Below are 15,910 nucleotides of genomic sequence, written 5' to 3' on the forward strand. Positions count from 1 at the left end.
GCGCGAGCCTGCGGGAGAAGAAGAATGATGCGTTTTGTTTTGTGCCTTTGTGCCAGCCTGTTTTTGGCGGGCTGCGCCAGCCATTCTGGCGATGATCTGCAACCCAAGACAGCGAGCAACGTCAACCTCAAGCGTTACCAGGGCACCTGGTATGAGTTGGCCCGATTGCCGATGTACTTCCAGCGCAACTGCGCGCAGTCCGAAGCCCGCTACACCTTGCTGCCTGATGGCGACATGTCGGTGTTCAACCGCTGCCTGACACCTGAGTGGAAGTGGGAAGAAGCCAAGGGCACGGCCACGCCGCAAGTGCCCGGCAAGACCGACAAGCTCTGGGTGGAATTCAATAACTGGTTCACGGCGCTGCTGCCGGGCGTCGCCAAGGGCGATTACTGGGTGCTGTACGTGAGCGATGACTACAAGACCGCCATCGTCGGCAGCCCGAGCCGCCGCTACATGTGGATCTTGTCGCGCACGCCGACGGTGAATGCCGACACCCGCGAAGACCTGCTGAGCAGGGCGCGGCAGCAAGGGTATGACACCACGCGGCTGATCTGGCGTACGTCAGACAAGCAGATGGCTAAAACCTCGCAGTAAACCTGGGCTACCGCTGAACAAAATGTGGGAGCGGGCTTGCTCGCGAATACGGAGTGTCAGTCGACAGATGTAATGACTGATACACCGCATTCGCGAGCAAGCCCGCTCCCACATTGGTTTGCAATGTTTGTTAGCCGAGCAAGTCCATCAGGACTTGCGTGAATGCCCGGCTGCTTTCCTCCTCACCGGCATGCCGTCCATCGCGCACTACCCACTTGCCGTTCACCAGCACATCGCGCACTTGCCGATCACCACCGGCGAACAGCCAGCGATTAAGAATGCCGTCCTCGGTCGCCGTCGCCAGGTACGGATCATTACCGTCCAGCACGATCCAATCCGCACGTTTACCCACTTCCAATCGACCGATCGGCTGGCCCAACGCCTGGGCGCCGCCGTCCAACGCCGCATCAAACAACGTACGCCCTACCATCGGCTGATCACTGCGATACAGGCGGTTGCGCCGTTGATCACGCAGGCGCTGGCCGTATTCCAGCCAGCGTAATTCTTCCACCACGCTGAGCGACACATGGCTGTCGGAGCCAATGCCCATGCGCCCGCCTTGGGCGAGAAAATCCACCGCCGGGAAAATCCCGTCGCCCAGGTTGGCTTCGGTGGTCAGGCACAGCCCGGCAATCGCGCGGCTCTTGGCCATGCGCGCCACTTCTTCAGCATCCGCGTGAGTGGCGTGGACCAGGCACCAGCGCTCATCGACGTCGACATTGTCATACAGCCACTGCAGCGGACGTTTGCCACTCCAGGCCAGGCAGTCGTCGACCTCTTTTTGCTGCTCGGCGATGTGGATATGCACCGGGCAGGCCTTGTCACTGGCGGCCAATACCTCATTGATTTGTTGCGGCGTGACGGCGCGCAACGAGTGGAAGCACAGGCCCAACTGCTGCGCCGGTTGCGCGGCGAGGATCGGCTGCAAACGCGCTTGCAGGTCCAGGTAATTTTCGGTGCTGTTGATAAACCGTCGCTGGCCTTCATTCGGCGCCTGGCCGCCAAACCCGGAGTGCGTATAGAGCACCGGCACCAGCGTCAGGCCAATCCCGCTGCTGGCGGCCGCCTGGCTGATCTGCCGCGACAGCTCTGTGCGGTCGGCATACGGCTGGCCGCTGACGTCATGGTGCACGTAGTGGAACTCGGCCACCGAGGTGTAACCGGCTTTGAGCATCTCGATATACAGCTGGCGTGCAATGACCTGCAGTTGGTCCGGGTTGATCTTGCCGACCATGCGGTACATCAAATCGCGCCAGGTCCAGAAGCTGTCATTCGGGTTGCCCGCCACTTCGGCCAAACCCGCCATGGCACGCTGGAACGCGTGTGAATGCAGGTTCGGCATGCCCGCCAGCACCGGGCCCCTGAGCCGTTCGGCGCCGTCTGCACTGGCATTGGGCTCAACGTGGGTCAGCGCTCCATCGGCGCTGACTTCAAAGCGTACATCGTTGGCCCATCCATTAGGCAGCAGCGCGCGTTCGGCAAAGAAAGCGGACATGATCAAGGCACCCCGGTCGTGTGTTTATTTGTATATACATATACAGACGTTTGCCTGCTCGGTAAACTCCGGCAATCTATGCATCTTTTCCCCCTGCAAGGATTCCCTGTGCCGACTCCGCCTGCCAAGTCTTCGCTGGCTGCCCACATGGACGAAAGTCCGGCGCCCTTGTATGCCCGCGTCAAACAGATGATCAGCCAGCAGATCCTCAACGGCAACTGGCCGCCGCATTACCGCGTGCCGTCCGAGAGCGAGCTGGTCAGCCAGCTGGGCTTCAGCCGCATGACCATCAACCGCGCCCTGCGCGAACTCACCGCCGAAGGTTTGCTGGTACGTATGCAGGGCGTCGGCACGTTCGTCGCCGAGCCCAAGAGCCAGTCGGCGCTGTTTGAAGTGCACAACATTGCCGATGAGATCGCCTCTCGCGGTCATCGGCATACCTGCCAGGTCATCCACTTGTGCGAAGAGGCCGCAGGCTCCGAGCGCGCCGTCGCCCTGGAAATGCGCGAAGGCGGGCGGGTGTTCCACTCGCTGATCGTGCACTTCGAAAACGACATCCCGGTGCAAATCGAAGACCGCTTCGTCAACGCCCTGGTGGCGCCGGACTACTTGCAGCAGGATTTCACCCAGCAAACGCCCTACGCCTATCTGAACCAGGTCGCGCCGCTGACCGAAGGCGAGCACGTGGTCGAAGCGATCCTCGCCGACGCGCAAGAGTGCAAGCTGCTGCAGATCGAGCCAAGCGAGCCGTGCCTGTTGATTCGCCGCCGCACCTGGTCGGGCCGCCAGCCGGTCACCGCCGCGCGTTTGATCCACCCCGGTTCCCGTCATAGCCTGGAAGGACGTTTCAGTAAATGAGTAGCGTGAAAGTCTGGCGCGCCGCCGATTACATCCGCATGCCGTGGAAAAACGGCGGCGGCAGCACCGAAGAAATCACCCGTGATGCAGGCCAAGGCCTGGATGGCTTCGGTTGGCGCTTGTCGATTGCCGATATCGCCGAGTCAGGCGGGTTTTCCACCTTCGCCGGTTACCAGCGCGTGATCACCGTGATCAAAGGCGCGGGCATGGTGTTGACCGTCGACGGCGAGGAGCAGCGTGGTTTGTTGCCGCTGCAGCCGTTTGCGTTCAGCGGTGAAAGTGAGGTTTCGTGCCGCTTGATCACGGGGCCGATTCGCGATTTCAACCTGATTTATTCGCCCGCCCGTTACCACGCACGTTTTCAGTGGATTGACGGCGTGCAGCATTTCTTCACCACGGCGCAGACGGTGCTGGTGTTCAGCGTGGCGGATGAAGTGAAGGTGCTGGACCAGAAGTTGGGCCATCACGACTGCCTGCAAGTGGACGGTAACACTGGCCTGCTGGATATCTCGGTCAGCGGCCGCAGCTGCATTATCGAACTGACCGCGCGCGGTTAAAAACTGTGGGAGCGGGCTTGCTCGCGAATGCGGTGTGACAGTCAACAGATGCGTCGACTGACCCACCGCATTCGCGAGCAAGCCCGCTCCCACATTTGTTTCTGTGTTGTTGAAGAAACCTGTTTCCAGGCCCGCACCAATTTGTTACCGAATGCCCCAGCGTGGCGCAACGCCGCGTTGTTATGAACAATCGTCCTCTGCGAAAAACACCTCCTAAAGAAATTTCACCAAGCCTCCAAGCCTTAATTCTCAAGGCCTGCACACGCCTTCGAAAAAAATCTGCACAGCCTCCCCAGAAAGTTGGCCGCTTGATTGCATATGCTTGTATGTACAAGTAAAGATGTGTGCGTAAGACTCTCCTTCGCACCATCAATGTTCGCGCATCGATCGCCGAGGAGTCTTAGCAGTGACCAAGCCTACAAAATACCGTGACGTCGAAATCCGTGCCGCTCGCGGTAACACGCTCACCGCCAAAAGCTGGCTGACTGAAGCGCCGCTGCGCATGCTGATGAACAACCTCGACCCGCAAGTGGCCGAGAACCCGAAAGAATTGGTGGTGTACGGCGGTATCGGCCGTGCGGCGCGTAACTGGGAGTGCTACGACCAGATCGTCGAGAGCCTCACCAACCTGAATGACGACGAGACCCTGCTGGTGCAATCCGGCAAGCCGGTCGGCGTGTTCAAGACCCACAGCAATGCCCCGCGCGTGCTGATCGCCAACTCCAACCTGGTGCCGCACTGGGCCAGCTGGGAACACTTCAACGAACTGGATGCCAAGGGCCTGGCCATGTACGGCCAGATGACCGCCGGCAGCTGGATCTACATCGGCAGCCAAGGCATCGTCCAAGGCACCTACGAAACCTTCGTCGAAGCCGGGCGCCAGCATTACAACAGCGACCTCACCGGCCGTTGGGTACTCACCGCCGGCCTCGGCGGCATGGGCGGTGCGCAGCCGTTGGCCGCAACCCTGGCCGGCGCCTGCTCGCTGAACATCGAATGCCAGCAGGTCAGCATCGACTTCCGCTTGAGCAGCCGCTACGTCGACGAGCAAGCCACCGACCTCGACGACGCCCTGGCGCGCATCGCCAAGTACACCAAGGAAGGCAAGGCCATCTCCATCGCCCTGCTGGGTAACGCGGCGGAAATCCTGCCGGAACTGGTCAAGCGCGGCGTGCGCCCGGACATGGTCACCGACCAGACCAGCGCCCACGACCCGCTCAACGGCTACCTGCCGGCCGGCTGGACCTGGGACGAATACCGCGCGCGCGCCAAGACCGAGCCGGCGGCTGTGATCAAGGCCGCCAAACAGTCGATGGCCGTGCACGTCAAAGCCATGCTCGAGTTCCAGAAGCAAGGCATTCCGACCTTCGACTACGGCAACAACATCCGCCAGATGGCGCAAGAAGAAGGCGTGGAAGACGCCTTCGCCTTCCCGGGCTTCGTACCGGCCTACATTCGCCCGCTGTTCTGCCGTGGCATCGGCCCGTTCCGTTGGGCTGCCCTGTCCGGCGACCCGCAGGACATCTACAAAACCGACGCCAAAGTCAAAGAGCTGATCCCCGACGACGCCCACCTGCACAACTGGCTGGACATGGCCCGCGAGCGCATCAGCTTCCAGGGCCTGCCGGCACGTATCTGCTGGGTTGGCCTGGGCCAGCGCGCCAAACTCGGCCTGGCGTTCAACGAAATGGTGCGCAGCGGCGAGCTGTCTGCACCGGTGGTGATCGGCCGTGACCACCTCGACTCCGGCTCGGTCGCAAGCCCGAACCGCGAAACCGAAGCCATGCAGGACGGTTCCGACGCCGTGTCCGACTGGCCACTGCTCAACGCCTTGCTCAACACCGCCAGCGGCGCGACCTGGGTGTCGCTGCACCACGGCGGCGGCGTAGGCATGGGCTTCTCGCAGCACTCCGGCATGGTGATCGTCTGCGACGGCACCGACGAAGCGGCTGAGCGCATTGCTCGCGTACTGCACAACGACCCGGCCACCGGCGTGATGCGTCATGCCGATGCGGGTTACCAGATCGCCATCGACTGCGCCAAAGAACAGGGCCTCAACCTCCCGATGATCAAGTAACTCAATGTGGGAGCCAGCTCCCACAATTGGCCTGCTGTGCACACAAGACATGTTTCACCTGCACTACCGAAAAACAATCCATCAGAGGTTGAACACACATGGCTGCAAATGACCCACGTGCAAGCACCACCCCGTTGATCGAAAAGCGTTCGATCGACTACATCCCGGAAGCGGAAAGACACGGTCGTCTATTGAGCCAGTTCACCCTGTGGATGGGTGCCAACCTGCAAATCACCGCGATTGTCACCGGGGCCTTGGCCGTGGTGCTGGGCGGTGATGTGTTCTGGTCGTTGATCGGCCTGTTGATCGGCCAACTCATCGGCGGCGGCGTCATGGCGTTGCATGCGGCGCAAGGGCCAAAGCTTGGCCTGCCACAGATGATCTCCAGCCGGGTGCAGTTCGGCGTTTACGGTGCAGCCATCCCGATTGTGCTGGTCTGTTTGATGTACCTCGGTTTCACCGCAACCGGGACCGTGCTGTCGGGGCAGGCGCTGGGCCAGTTGTTCGGGGTCAGCGACAGCGTCGGTATCCTGATTTTTGCCAGTGTCATCGTATTGGTCACCGTACTGGGTTACCGGGTGATCCACTTTATTGGGCGTGTCGCCAGCGTCATTGGCGTGATTGCCTTTGTCTATCTGTTCAGTCGTTTGATGAGCCAGACCGACGTTGGCGCGCTTTTGCAGATCCGCCACTTCAGCTGGAGCAGTTTCCTGCTGGCGGTGTCGCTCGCGGCCTCTTGGCAGATCGCCTTCGGCCCTTACGTAGCGGACTATTCACGTTACTTGCCAAGCAAGACATCTTCGCTGAAAACCTTTCTCGCCGCCGGCGCCGGTTCGGTCATTGGCGCTCAGGTGGCGATGGTCCTTGGCGTGTTTGCCGCGGCCATGTCCAACGGGCAATTTGCCGGTCACGAAGTCGCCTACATTGTTGGGTTGAGCGGTACGGGCGCCACCGCTGCGCTGCTGTACTTCAGCATCGCGTTCGGCAAGGTCACCATCTCTACCCTGAACTCCTACGGCAGCTTCATGTGCATTGCGACCATCATCAGCGGCTTCCGCGGCCGCCTTGAGGTCACCCGCCTGCAGCGTCTGGTGTTCGTGCTGGTGATTGTCGGCACTGCAACCCTGATCGCGTTGCTCGGCCAGCACTCGTTCCTCGGTGCGTTCAAGTCTTTCATCCTGTTTCTGCTGGCGTTCTTTACGCCGTGGAGTGCAATCAACCTGGTGGATTACTACTGCATCACCCGCGAGCGCTATGACGTTCCGGCTTTGGCCGACCCGAATGGCCGCTACGGTCGCTGGAACCTGCTGGGTATCAGCGTCTATGTGTTCGGTGTGCTGGTGCAGTTGCCGTTCATCTCCACCAAGTTCTACACCGGCCCCTTGGTTGCTGCGCTGGGTGATGTGGATATCTCCTGGATCATCGGCTTGGTACTGCCAGCGGCCTTGTATTACGTATGTGCGAAAAAATGGCACGGCACGGTGCCCGATCAACTGATCCTGCCAATAGAGCAGGGCGCTGCACCAACGACAAACGGGCTGGCTGCACAAGCCTGATGGGACGTGGACAGGGCAGGACGCCTACTGACTGCCGTAATCCATTTCAAGATTGGGAGCGTCACAACAATGAAGATGAATAAGACCCTGCTGGCTACTGTGTTCTGCGCAAGCGTGTTGGCGAGTGCCGGCGCCCAGGCGGCCGGTTGGTGCGAATCCGGTAAGCCGGTGAAATTCGCCGGCCTGAATTGGGAAAGCGGCATGTTGCTCACCGACATCCTGCAAACCGTTCTGGAAAAAGGCTACGACTGCAAAACCGACAGCTTGCCGGGCAACTCCATCACCATGGAAAACGCCCTGAGCAGCAACGACATCCAAGTGTTCGCCGAAGAGTGGGTTGGCCGCAGCGAAGTCTGGAACAAGGCCGAGAAGGCCGGCAAAGTCGTCGGCGTCGGCGCCCCGGTAGTCGGCGCGGTCGAAGGCTGGTACGTGCCGCGTTACGTGATTGAAGGCGACGCCAAGCGCAAGCTGGAACCCAAGGCGCCAGGCCTGAAAAACATCGCTGACCTGGCCAAATACGCCTCGGTGTTCAAGGACCAGGAAGAACCGTCCAAAGGCCGTTTCTACAACTGCCCGGCCGGCTGGACCTGCGAGCTGGACAACAGCGAGATGCTCAAAAGCTACGGCCTGGAAAGCACTTACACCAACTTCCGCCCAGGCACCGGCCCGGCGCTGGATGCGGCGGTGCTGTCGAGCTACAAGCGTGGTGAGCCGATCCTGTTCTACTACTGGTCGCCAACGCCGCTGATGGGCCAGGTCGACCTGGTCAAGCTGGAAGAAAAACCCGGTGTGGATAAAAGCGTGAGCATCAAGGTCGGCTTGTCCAAGACCTTCCACGAGCAAGCGCCGGAGCTGGTGGCCGTGCTGGAAAAGGTCAACCTGCCCATCGATCTGCTGAACCAGAACCTCGGTCGCATGGCCAAAGAGCGAATTGAGTCGCCAAAACTGGCGAAAATTTTCCTCAAGGAACATCCTGAAGTCTGGCACGCATGGGTGAGCGACGACGCAGCCAAGAAAATCGACGCGGCCTTGTAGGTCAAGCGTGTCCGACTACCCTGAGGGGCTAGTCGGACACCGGCCACAACCCACTGGATCGAGAGCACGATATGTTTCCTGAGAGTTTTACGTTTTCCATCGCCGACTGGGTCAACGGTTGGGTGGACTCACTGGTCACCAACTACGGTGATGTGTTCCGGCACATCTCCGACACCCTGCTATGGGCCATCGTCAACCTGGAAGGGTTGCTGCGCGCGGCGCCCTGGTGGCTGATGCTGGCCATCGTCGGTGGCATCGCCTGGCACGCCACCCGCAAGGTGGTGACCACGGCCGTCATCGTCGGTTTGCTGTTCCTGGTGGGCGCGGTTGGCCTGTGGGACAAGCTGATGCAGACCCTGGCACTGATGATGGTCGCCACGGTGATCTCGGTGCTGATCGGCATTCCGCTGGGCATTCTGTCGGCACGCAGCAATCGTCTGCGTTCGGTGCTAATGCCGCTGCTCGACATCATGCAAACCATGCCGAGCTTCGTGTACCTGATTCCGGTGCTGATGCTGTTTGGCCTTGGCAAGGTGCCGGCGATTTTCGCCACGGTGATCTACGCCGCGCCGCCGCTGATTCGCCTGACCGACCTGGGCATTCGCCAAGTCGACGGCGAAGTCATGGAAGCCATTAACGCCTTTGGCGCCAACCGCTGGCAGCAACTGTTCGGCGTGCAACTGCCGCTGGCCCTGCCAAGCATCATGGCCGGGATCAACCAGACCACCATGATGGCGTTGTCGATGGTGGTCATCGCCTCGATGATCGGCGCCCGTGGCTTGGGTGAAGACGTGCTCGTCGGCATCCAGACGCTTAACGTTGGCCGCGGCCTCGAAGCCGGGCTGGCGATTGTGATTCTTGCAGTGGTCATCGACCGCATTACCCAGGCCTATGGTCGTCCACGGCATGAGGCGAGCAAATGACTACTGTCAGCAAAATTGAAGTTAAAAACGTCTTCAAGATCTTCGGCAACCGCTCCAAGGAAGCCCTGGCGCTGGTAGGCCAGGGCAAGACCAAGGACCAGGTGCTGGCCGAGACCGGCTGCGTGGTCGGCGTCAACGACCTGTCGCTGAGCATCGGCACCGGCGAGATCTTCGTGATCATGGGCCTGTCGGGCTCCGGCAAGTCCACGCTGGTGCGCCACTTCAACCGCCTGATCGACCCGACCAGCGGCGCGATCCTGGTGGACGGCGAAGACATCCTGCAACTGGACATGGAAGCTCTGCGCCAATTCCGTCGGCACAAGATCAGCATGGTGTTCCAGAGCTTCGGCCTGCTGCCCCACAAGAGCGTGGTGGACAACGTCGCCTACGGCCTCAAGGTGCGTGGCGAAACCAAGCAGGTCTGCGCCGAACGCGCGTTGCACTGGATCGAAACCGTTGGCCTCAAGGGCTACGAAAACAAATACCCGCACCAGCTCTCCGGCGGCATGCGCCAACGTGTGGGCCTGGCCCGCGCCCTGGCGGCCGACACCGACATCATCCTGATGGACGAAGCCTTCAGCGCCCTCGACCCGCTGATCCGCGCCGAGATGCAGGACCAGTTGCTGGAGCTGCAAAAGACCCTGCACAAAACCATCGTGTTCATTACCCACGACCTCGACGAGGCCGTGCGTATCGGCAACCGCATTGCGATTCTCAAGGACGGCAAACTGATCCAGGTCGGCACCCCGCGCGAGATTCTGCATTCGCCGGCGGATGAGTATGTGGACCGCTTTGTTCAGCGCCGCGCGGCGGTGGTGTAGCTGATCGTTCCCACGCTCTGCGTGGGAATGCATCCCGTGACGCTCCGCGTCACTTTCTGACAGCGGGACGCGGAGCGTCCCAGGCGGCGTTCACACGCAGAGCGTGGGAACGATCAACTTAAGAGGCTAGAGATGTCCCAGGCAGCAAAAATCATCATCGCCGACGCCCCCCTGCGCTGGCAGGACGTGGTCGCCGTTGCCCGTCACGGCGCAGTGCTCGAACTCTCGGGTCACGCCTGGGCGCGCATCGACAATGCCCAGGCCATCGTCCAGCGCATTGTCACCAGCGGTGAGCGCGCCTATGGCGTGAACACCGGCCTGGGCGCGTTGTGCAATGTGTCGCTCAAGGGCGAGCAGCTCAGCCAGCTGTCGCGCAATACCCTGCTGAGCCACGCCTGTGGCGTCGGCCCGGTGCTGAGCGACGAGCAGACCCGCGCGATCATCTGCGCGGCAATCATCAACTACAGCCACGGCAAATCCGGCCTGCACCCGCAGGTGGTGCATTCGCTGCTGGCCCTGCTCAATCACGGCATCACGCCGCAAGTGCCGTCCCAGGGTTCGGTGGGTTACCTGACCCACATGGCCCATGTCGGCGTGGCCTTGCTGGGCGTCGGCACGGTGAGCTATCGCGGCCAGATCGTGAAGGCGCAAGAAGCCTTACACGCAGAAGGTTTGCAGCCGGTGGTACTCGGCGCCAAAGACGGCCTGTGCCTGGTCAACGGCACGCCGTGCATGACCGGCCTGAGCTGCCTGGCCCTGGCCGACGCGCATCACTTGCTGCAATGGGCCGATGTGATCGGCGCCATGAGTTTCGAAGCCCAGCGCGGCCAGATCGACGCGTTCGACGAAGCCATCATCGCCCTCAAGCCGCACCCCGGCATGCAGCAAGTGGGTATCAACCTGCGCGCGCTGCTCGACGGCAGTGAAGTGATCGCCAGCAGCAAAGGCATTCGCACCCAGGACGCCTTGAGCATCCGCTCGATCCCGCAAATCCACGGCGCCGCCCGCGACCAGGTTGAACACGCCACGCGCCAGATCGAGACCGAACTCAACAGCGCCACCGACAACCCGCTGGTGCTCGGCACGCCGGACAACTACCGCGTGGTGTCCCAGGCCAACCCGCATGGGCAGTCCGTGGCCTTGGCGGCGGACATGCTCGCCATCGCCATGGCGGAAATCGGCTCGGTGGCCGAGCGCCGCCTGGATCGCCTGATCAACCCGCATGTCAGTGGCTTGCCGGCGTTCCTGGTCAGCAACCCCGGCGTCAACTCCGGGATGATGATCGTGCAATACGTCGCCGCCTCGCTGTGCGGGCAAAACCGCCAGCTGGCGCAACCGGCGGTGCTCGACAACTTCGTCACCTCGGGCCTGCAGGAAGATCACCTGAGCATGGGCACCAACGCCGCGCTCAAGCTGCACCAGTTGTTGGCCAACGTCACCCAGATCCTCGCCATCGAGTACCTGCTGGCGGCCCAGGCCTTCGAGTTTCTCAAGGACCAGCGTTTCGGCGCAGGCACTGACAGCGCCTGGCGTTTGCTGCGCGAAAAAGTCCCGGCCTACGAGCAGGACCGCTGGCTGGCGCCGGATATCGCAAGCGCCGCTGCGTTGCTCAAAGACACCGCTTTGTTGCACCACGTATTACCTAATTTGCACTAAGAATAATTCACAAGGAGCATGAATGTGACTGCGCTAAATCTGATTCCAGGCCAACTGAGCCTTGCCCAACTGCGGGCCATCTACCAGCAGCCGGTAACCCTCAGTCTGGATGACAGCGCCACGGCGCAGATCGAAGCCAGTGTGGCCTGCGTGGAGCAGATTCTCGCCGAGAATCGCACCGCCTACGGCATCAACACCGGTTTCGGCCTGCTGGCCTCGACCCGCATCGCCAGTGAAGACCTGGAAAACCTCCAGCGTTCCCTGGTGTTGTCCCACGCCGCCGGTGTCGGTGAGCCGATCAGCGACGCGCTGGTGCGGCTGGTCATGGTGCTTAAGGTCAACAGCCTGAGCCGTGGCTTCTCCGGGATTCGCCGTCAGGTGATCGACGCGCTGATCGCGTTGATCAACGCCGAGGTGTACCCGCACATTCCGCTGAAAGGCTCGGTCGGTGCTTCCGGTGACCTGGCGCCCTTGGCGCACATGTCGCTGGTGCTGCTCGGCGAAGGCAAGGCGCGCTACAAGGGCGAATGGCTGGAGGCGACCGAAGCGCTGAAAGTCGCAGGCCTGGCGCCGCTGACGCTTGCCGCCAAAGAAGGCCTGGCGCTGCTCAACGGCACCCAGGTGTCCACGGCCTATGCACTGCGCGGCCTGTTCGAAGGCGAAGACCTGTTCGCCGCGGCACTCGCGTGCGGTGGCCTGACCGTGGAAGCCGTGCTCGGCTCGCGCTCGCCGTTCGACGCGCGTATTCACGCCGCACGTGGCCAACGTGGGCAGATCGATTCGGCTGCGGCCTACCGCGACCTGCTCGGCGAAAGCAGCCAGGTGTCGCAGTCGCACCAGAACTGCGACAAGGTGCAAGACCCGTACTCCCTGCGCTGCCAGCCGCAAGTCATGGGCGCCTGCCTGACCCAGTTCCGACAGGCTGCTGAAGTACTGGTGGTGGAAGCCAACGCCGTGTCGGATAACCCGCTGGTGTTTGCAGCCGAAGGCGACGTGATCTCCGGTGGTAACTTCCACGCCGAACCTGTGGCCATGGCCGCTGATAACATGGCCCTGGCCATCGCTGAAATCGGCTCGCTGAGTGAGCGCCGCATCTCGTTGATGATGGACAAGCACATGTCGCAACTGCCGCCGTTCCTGGTCGGCAATGGCGGGGTCAACTCCGGCTTCATGATTGCCCAGGTGACTGCCGCTGCACTCGCCAGCGAGAACAAGGCCCTGTCTCATCCGCACAGCGTCGACAGTTTGCCGACCTCCGCCAACCAGGAAGACCACGTGTCGATGGCACCGGCTGCAGGCAAGCGCCTGTGGGAAATGGCGGAGAACACCCGTGGCATTCTGGCAGTGGAATGGTTGGCTGCGTGCCAGGGCCTTGACCTGCGCGACGGTTTGAAAACCTCGCCGAAGCTGGAAAAAGCCCGTGGCATCCTGCGCGCCAAAGTCGGCTTCTACGACAAGGACCGCTTCTTCGCCCCGGACATCAATGCCGCCAGCGAACTGCTCGCCAGCCGCTGCCTGAATGAGCTGGTGCCGGCCAAACTCCTGCCGAGCTTGTAACCGATCGTTCCCACGCTCTGCGTGGGAATGCTGCCCTGGACGCTGCGCGTCCGCTTTCAGAGTCGTGACGCGGAGCGTCACAGGATGTGTTCCCACGCGGAGCGTGGGAACGATCTTCTCCTCATAAGAATAATAGGGACGAGAAATGCACCAGCAAGAAAAGGGTTTGAAACGCGGGCTCAGCGCCCGACATATTCGCTTCATGGCACTCGGTTCCGCGATCGGCACCGGGTTGTTCTACGGCTCTGCCTCGGCGATCCAGATGGCCGGCCCCGCCGTGCTGCTCGCCTACCTGATCGGCGGCGCCGCCGTATTCATGGTGATGCGCGCCCTCGGCGAAATGGCCGTGCACAACCCGGTGTCCGGCTCCTTCGGTCAGTACGCCAGCACCTACCTGGGCCCAATGGCCGGGTTTGTCCTCGGCTGGACCTACGCCTTTGAAATGATCATCGTCTGCCTCGCCGACGTCACTGCATTCGGTATCTACATGGGCTTCTGGTTTCCCGAAGTGGCGCGTTGGGTATGGGTGCTCGGCATCGTGTTTTTGATCGGCGGCCTGAACCTGTGCAACGTCAAAGTGTTTGGCGAGATGGAGTTCTGGCTGTCGCTGCTCAAGGTCGGCGCCATTGTGGCGATGATCCTCGGCGGCTTCGGCATCATGCTGTTCGGCATCCATTCGGCCGGTGAAACCCAGGCCAGCGGCCTCAGCAACCTGTGGGCCCACGGCGGCTTCATGCCCAATGGCATTGGCGGCCTGATCGCCTCGTTTGCGGTGGTGATGTTTGCCTTCGGCGGCATCGAAATCATCGGCATCACCGCCGGTGAGGCCAAAGACCCGCAACGTGTGATCCCCAAGGCCATCAACGCGGTGCCGCTGCGCATCCTGTTGTTCTACGTGCTGACCCTGTTCGTGCTGATGGCGATCTACCCGTGGCCACAGATTGGCAGCCAAGGCAGCCCGTTCGTGCAGATCTTCAGCAACCTGGGCATTGGCTCGGCGGCGACCATCCTCAATATCGTGGTGATCTCGGCGGCCGTCTCGGCCATCAACAGCGACATCTTCGGCGCCGGCCGCATGATGTACGGCCTGGCCCAGCAAGGGCAGGCGCCCAAGGGGTTTGCCCAACTGTCCAAGCAAGGTGTGCCGTGGATGACCGTGGTGGTGATGGGCGCAGCGCTGCTTGGCGGCGTGGTGCTCAACTACCTGATCCCGGAAAACGTGTTCCTGCTGATCGCCTCGATTGCCACCTTCGCCACGGTGTGGGTGTGGCTGATGATCCTGTTCACGCAGGTGGCGATGCGTCGCTCGATGACCAAAGAACAGGTCGCCGAGCTGAAATTCCCGGTGCCGTTCTGGCCGTATGCGCCAGCGGCGGCCATCGTGTTCATGCTGTTCGTGTTTGGCGTGCTGGGTTACTTCCCGGACACCCAGGCCGCTTTGCTGGTCGGCGCCGTGTGGATCGTGCTGCTGGTGGTCGCCTATCTGCTGTGGGTCAAACCTGCTGCCGGGCAAACGGCCAAGGTCCATTACGACCCGGCTTTGTCTCATCGTTAACTTAGGGAGGCGTTGATGAAAACGCTTTGGCAACACTGCCACGTCGCAACCATGGCAGGCGGCAAATACTCGATCATCGAGGATGCCGCCATGGTCACCGCAGGCCCGCTCATTGAGTGGGTCGGCCTCCGCAGCCAAGTGCCACCGGCGGACTACGCCCAGGTGCATGACCTGCAAGGCGCGTGGGTCACCCCCGGGCTGATCGACTGCCACACGCACACGGTGTTCGGCGGCAATCGCAGCGGCGAATTCGAGCAGCGCCTTGAAGGCGTGAGCTACGCCGAAATCGCCGCCAAGGGTGGTGGTATTGCCAGCACCGTGCGCGCCACCCGTGCCGCGTCCGAAGATGAACTGTTTGCCAGCGCCCACAAGCGCCTGCGCAGCTTGCTGCGTGACGGCGTGACCACGGTGGAGATCAAATCCGGCTACGGCCTGGACTTGGTCAACGAGCGCAAGATGTTGCGCGTCGCGCGGCGCCTCGGCGAAGCGTTGCCAGTCAGCGTGCGCGCCACGTGCCTGGCCGCGCATGCGTTGCCGCCGGAGTACAAGGACCGCGCCGACGACTACATCGAGCACATCTGCACCGAGATGCTGCCGGCCCTGGCTGCAGAAGGGCTGGTGGATGCGGTGGATGCGTTCTGCGAATACCTGGCGTTTTCCACCGAGCAGGTCGAGCGCGTGTTCAAGGTTGCCCAGCAACTGGGCCTGCCGGTGAAGCTGCACGCCGAGCAGTTGTCGTCGCTGCACGGCTCCAGCCTCGCCGCGCGTTACCACGCGCTGTCGGCGGACCACCTGGAATTCATGACCGAAGAAGACGCCATCGCGATGTCCGCTGCCGGCACCGTCGCCGTATTGCTGCCGGGCGCGTTTTACTTCCTGCGTGAAACCCAGTTGCCGCCAATGGACGCCCTGCGCAAACACGGCGTGAAGATCGCCATCGCCAGCGACCTCAACCCCGGCACCTCGCCGGCGTTGTCGGTGCGCCTGATGCTGAACATGGCGTGCACCTTGTTCCGCATGACCCCGGAAGAAGCCCTGGCCGGCGCCACGCAGCACGCGGCGACCGCACTGGGTATGGGCGATACCCACGGTTCGCTGGAGGTGGGCAAGGTCGCCGACTTTGTCGCCTGGCAGATTGATCGCCCCGCCGACCTGGCCTACTGGCTGGGCGGCGAGCTGGATAAACGCGTCGTGCGCCACGGCGTCGATGTCACTGTTTGAGGAGT

13 protein-coding genes are annotated in these 15,910 nt (G+C 61.9%); 12 read left to right on the forward strand and 1 reads right to left on the reverse strand.

The genetic code is table 11. From position 1 onward, the window contains the following. The first annotated feature begins 24 nt into the window (after positions 1 to 24). The gene (locus HX783_RS14160) at positions 25 to 594 is read left to right on the forward strand and encodes a lipocalin family protein (RefSeq protein WP_159953739.1); all 570 of its coding nucleotides are present in this window, start codon (positions 25 to 27) and stop codon (positions 592 to 594) included. Positions 595 to 724: 130 nt separating this feature from the next. On the opposite strand, the gene HX783_RS14165 is transcribed toward HX783_RS14160, so the two are convergent. After that, a complete protein-coding gene (locus HX783_RS14165; RefSeq protein ID WP_177017267.1) occupies positions 725 to 2,089 on the reverse strand; it encodes a formimidoylglutamate deiminase in 1,365 nt (454 codons plus the stop codon). Between the two features lie 147 nt (positions 2,090 to 2,236). On the opposite strand from HX783_RS14165, the gene hutC reads away from it, so the two are divergent. The 11 genes from hutC (at position 2,237) to hutI (ending at position 15,905) form a co-directional block, all read left to right on the forward strand. Beyond that, the gene (hutC, locus tag HX783_RS14170; protein ID WP_232109295.1) at positions 2,237 to 2,947 is read left to right on the forward strand and encodes a histidine utilization repressor; all 711 of its coding nucleotides are present in this window, start codon (positions 2,237 to 2,239) and stop codon (positions 2,945 to 2,947) included. Then, entirely contained in the window at positions 2,944 to 3,504 is a 561-nt protein-coding gene (locus tag HX783_RS14175; protein WP_159953742.1) for a HutD family protein, read from the forward strand. Before hutC ends, HX783_RS14175 begins: the two co-directional genes overlap by 4 nt. Positions 3,505 to 3,910: 406 nt before the next feature. Next, positions 3,911 to 5,581: a urocanate hydratase gene (hutU, locus tag HX783_RS14180; protein WP_159953743.1), complete on the forward strand. Its 1,671-nt coding sequence runs from the start codon at positions 3,911 to 3,913 to the stop codon at positions 5,579 to 5,581. Between the two features lie 98 nt (positions 5,582 to 5,679). Continuing rightward, complete coding sequence (locus HX783_RS14185) at positions 5,680 to 7,137, forward strand: cytosine permease (RefSeq protein ID WP_177017269.1); 1,458 nt, start codon at positions 5,680 to 5,682, stop codon at positions 7,135 to 7,137. A 69-nt stretch (positions 7,138 to 7,206) separates the two neighbouring features. After that, complete coding sequence (locus HX783_RS14190; protein ID WP_159953745.1) at positions 7,207 to 8,172, forward strand: ABC transporter substrate-binding protein; 966 nt, start codon at positions 7,207 to 7,209, stop codon at positions 8,170 to 8,172. A 71-nt stretch (positions 8,173 to 8,243) separates the two neighbouring features. After that, positions 8,244 to 9,095 carry a proline/glycine betaine ABC transporter permease gene (locus tag HX783_RS14195; RefSeq protein ID WP_017138613.1) on the forward strand — a complete coding sequence of 284 codons (852 nt, stop codon included), beginning with the start codon at positions 8,244 to 8,246 and terminating at the stop codon, positions 9,093 to 9,095. Beyond that, positions 9,092 to 9,916, forward strand: a complete 825-nt coding sequence (locus HX783_RS14200; protein WP_159953747.1) for a glycine betaine/L-proline ABC transporter ATP-binding protein — start codon at positions 9,092 to 9,094, stop codon at positions 9,914 to 9,916. The genes HX783_RS14195 and HX783_RS14200 overlap by 4 nt, the downstream gene beginning before the upstream one ends. A 132-nt stretch (positions 9,917 to 10,048) precedes the next feature. Next, positions 10,049 to 11,572: a histidine ammonia-lyase gene (gene hutH, locus HX783_RS14205; protein ID WP_177017270.1), complete on the forward strand. Its 1,524-nt coding sequence runs from the start codon at positions 10,049 to 10,051 to the stop codon at positions 11,570 to 11,572. Positions 11,573 to 11,590: 18 nt separating this feature from the next. Then, the gene (gene hutH, locus HX783_RS14210; RefSeq protein ID WP_177017271.1) at positions 11,591 to 13,129 is read left to right on the forward strand and encodes a histidine ammonia-lyase; all 1,539 of its coding nucleotides are present in this window, start codon (positions 11,591 to 11,593) and stop codon (positions 13,127 to 13,129) included. A gap of 145 nt (positions 13,130 to 13,274) precedes the next feature. Beyond that, complete coding sequence (locus tag HX783_RS14215; RefSeq protein WP_177017272.1) at positions 13,275 to 14,684, forward strand: amino acid permease; 1,410 nt, start codon at positions 13,275 to 13,277, stop codon at positions 14,682 to 14,684. Between the two features lie 15 nt (positions 14,685 to 14,699). After that, positions 14,700 to 15,905 carry an imidazolonepropionase gene (gene hutI, locus HX783_RS14220; protein ID WP_177017273.1) on the forward strand — a complete coding sequence of 402 codons (1,206 nt, stop codon included), beginning with the start codon at positions 14,700 to 14,702 and terminating at the stop codon, positions 15,903 to 15,905. Positions 15,906 to 15,910 lie beyond the last annotated feature (5 nt).

Origin of the sequence: Pseudomonas sp. D2002 (genome assembly GCF_013385735.1) — a bacterium.
In the GTDB taxonomy this organism is placed as follows: Bacteria; Pseudomonadota; Gammaproteobacteria; order Pseudomonadales; family Pseudomonadaceae; genus Aquipseudomonas.

Coding starts and splice junctions, on each gene's coding strand:
- HX783_RS14160 (WP_159953739.1), top strand. CDS start 25: ATGATGCGTTTTGTTTTGTGCCTTTGTGCCAGCCTGTTTTTGGCGGGC.
- HX783_RS14165 (WP_177017267.1), bottom strand. CDS start 2,089: ATGTCCGCTTTCTTTGCCGAACGCGCGCTGCTGCCTAATGGATGGGCC.
- hutC (WP_232109295.1), top strand. CDS start 2,237: ATGGACGAAAGTCCGGCGCCCTTGTATGCCCGCGTCAAACAGATGATC.
- HX783_RS14175 (WP_159953742.1), top strand. CDS start 2,944: ATGAGTAGCGTGAAAGTCTGGCGCGCCGCCGATTACATCCGCATGCCG.
- HX783_RS14185 (WP_177017269.1), top strand. CDS start 5,680: ATGGCTGCAAATGACCCACGTGCAAGCACCACCCCGTTGATCGAAAAG.
- HX783_RS14190 (WP_159953745.1), top strand. CDS start 7,207: ATGAAGATGAATAAGACCCTGCTGGCTACTGTGTTCTGCGCAAGCGTG.
- HX783_RS14195 (WP_017138613.1), top strand. CDS start 8,244: ATGTTTCCTGAGAGTTTTACGTTTTCCATCGCCGACTGGGTCAACGGT.
- HX783_RS14200 (WP_159953747.1), top strand. CDS start 9,092: ATGACTACTGTCAGCAAAATTGAAGTTAAAAACGTCTTCAAGATCTTC.
- hutH (WP_177017270.1), top strand. CDS start 10,049: ATGTCCCAGGCAGCAAAAATCATCATCGCCGACGCCCCCCTGCGCTGG.
- hutH (WP_177017271.1), top strand. CDS start 11,591: ATGAATGTGACTGCGCTAAATCTGATTCCAGGCCAACTGAGCCTTGCC.
- HX783_RS14215 (WP_177017272.1), top strand. CDS start 13,275: ATGCACCAGCAAGAAAAGGGTTTGAAACGCGGGCTCAGCGCCCGACAT.
- hutI (WP_177017273.1), top strand. CDS start 14,700: ATGAAAACGCTTTGGCAACACTGCCACGTCGCAACCATGGCAGGCGGC.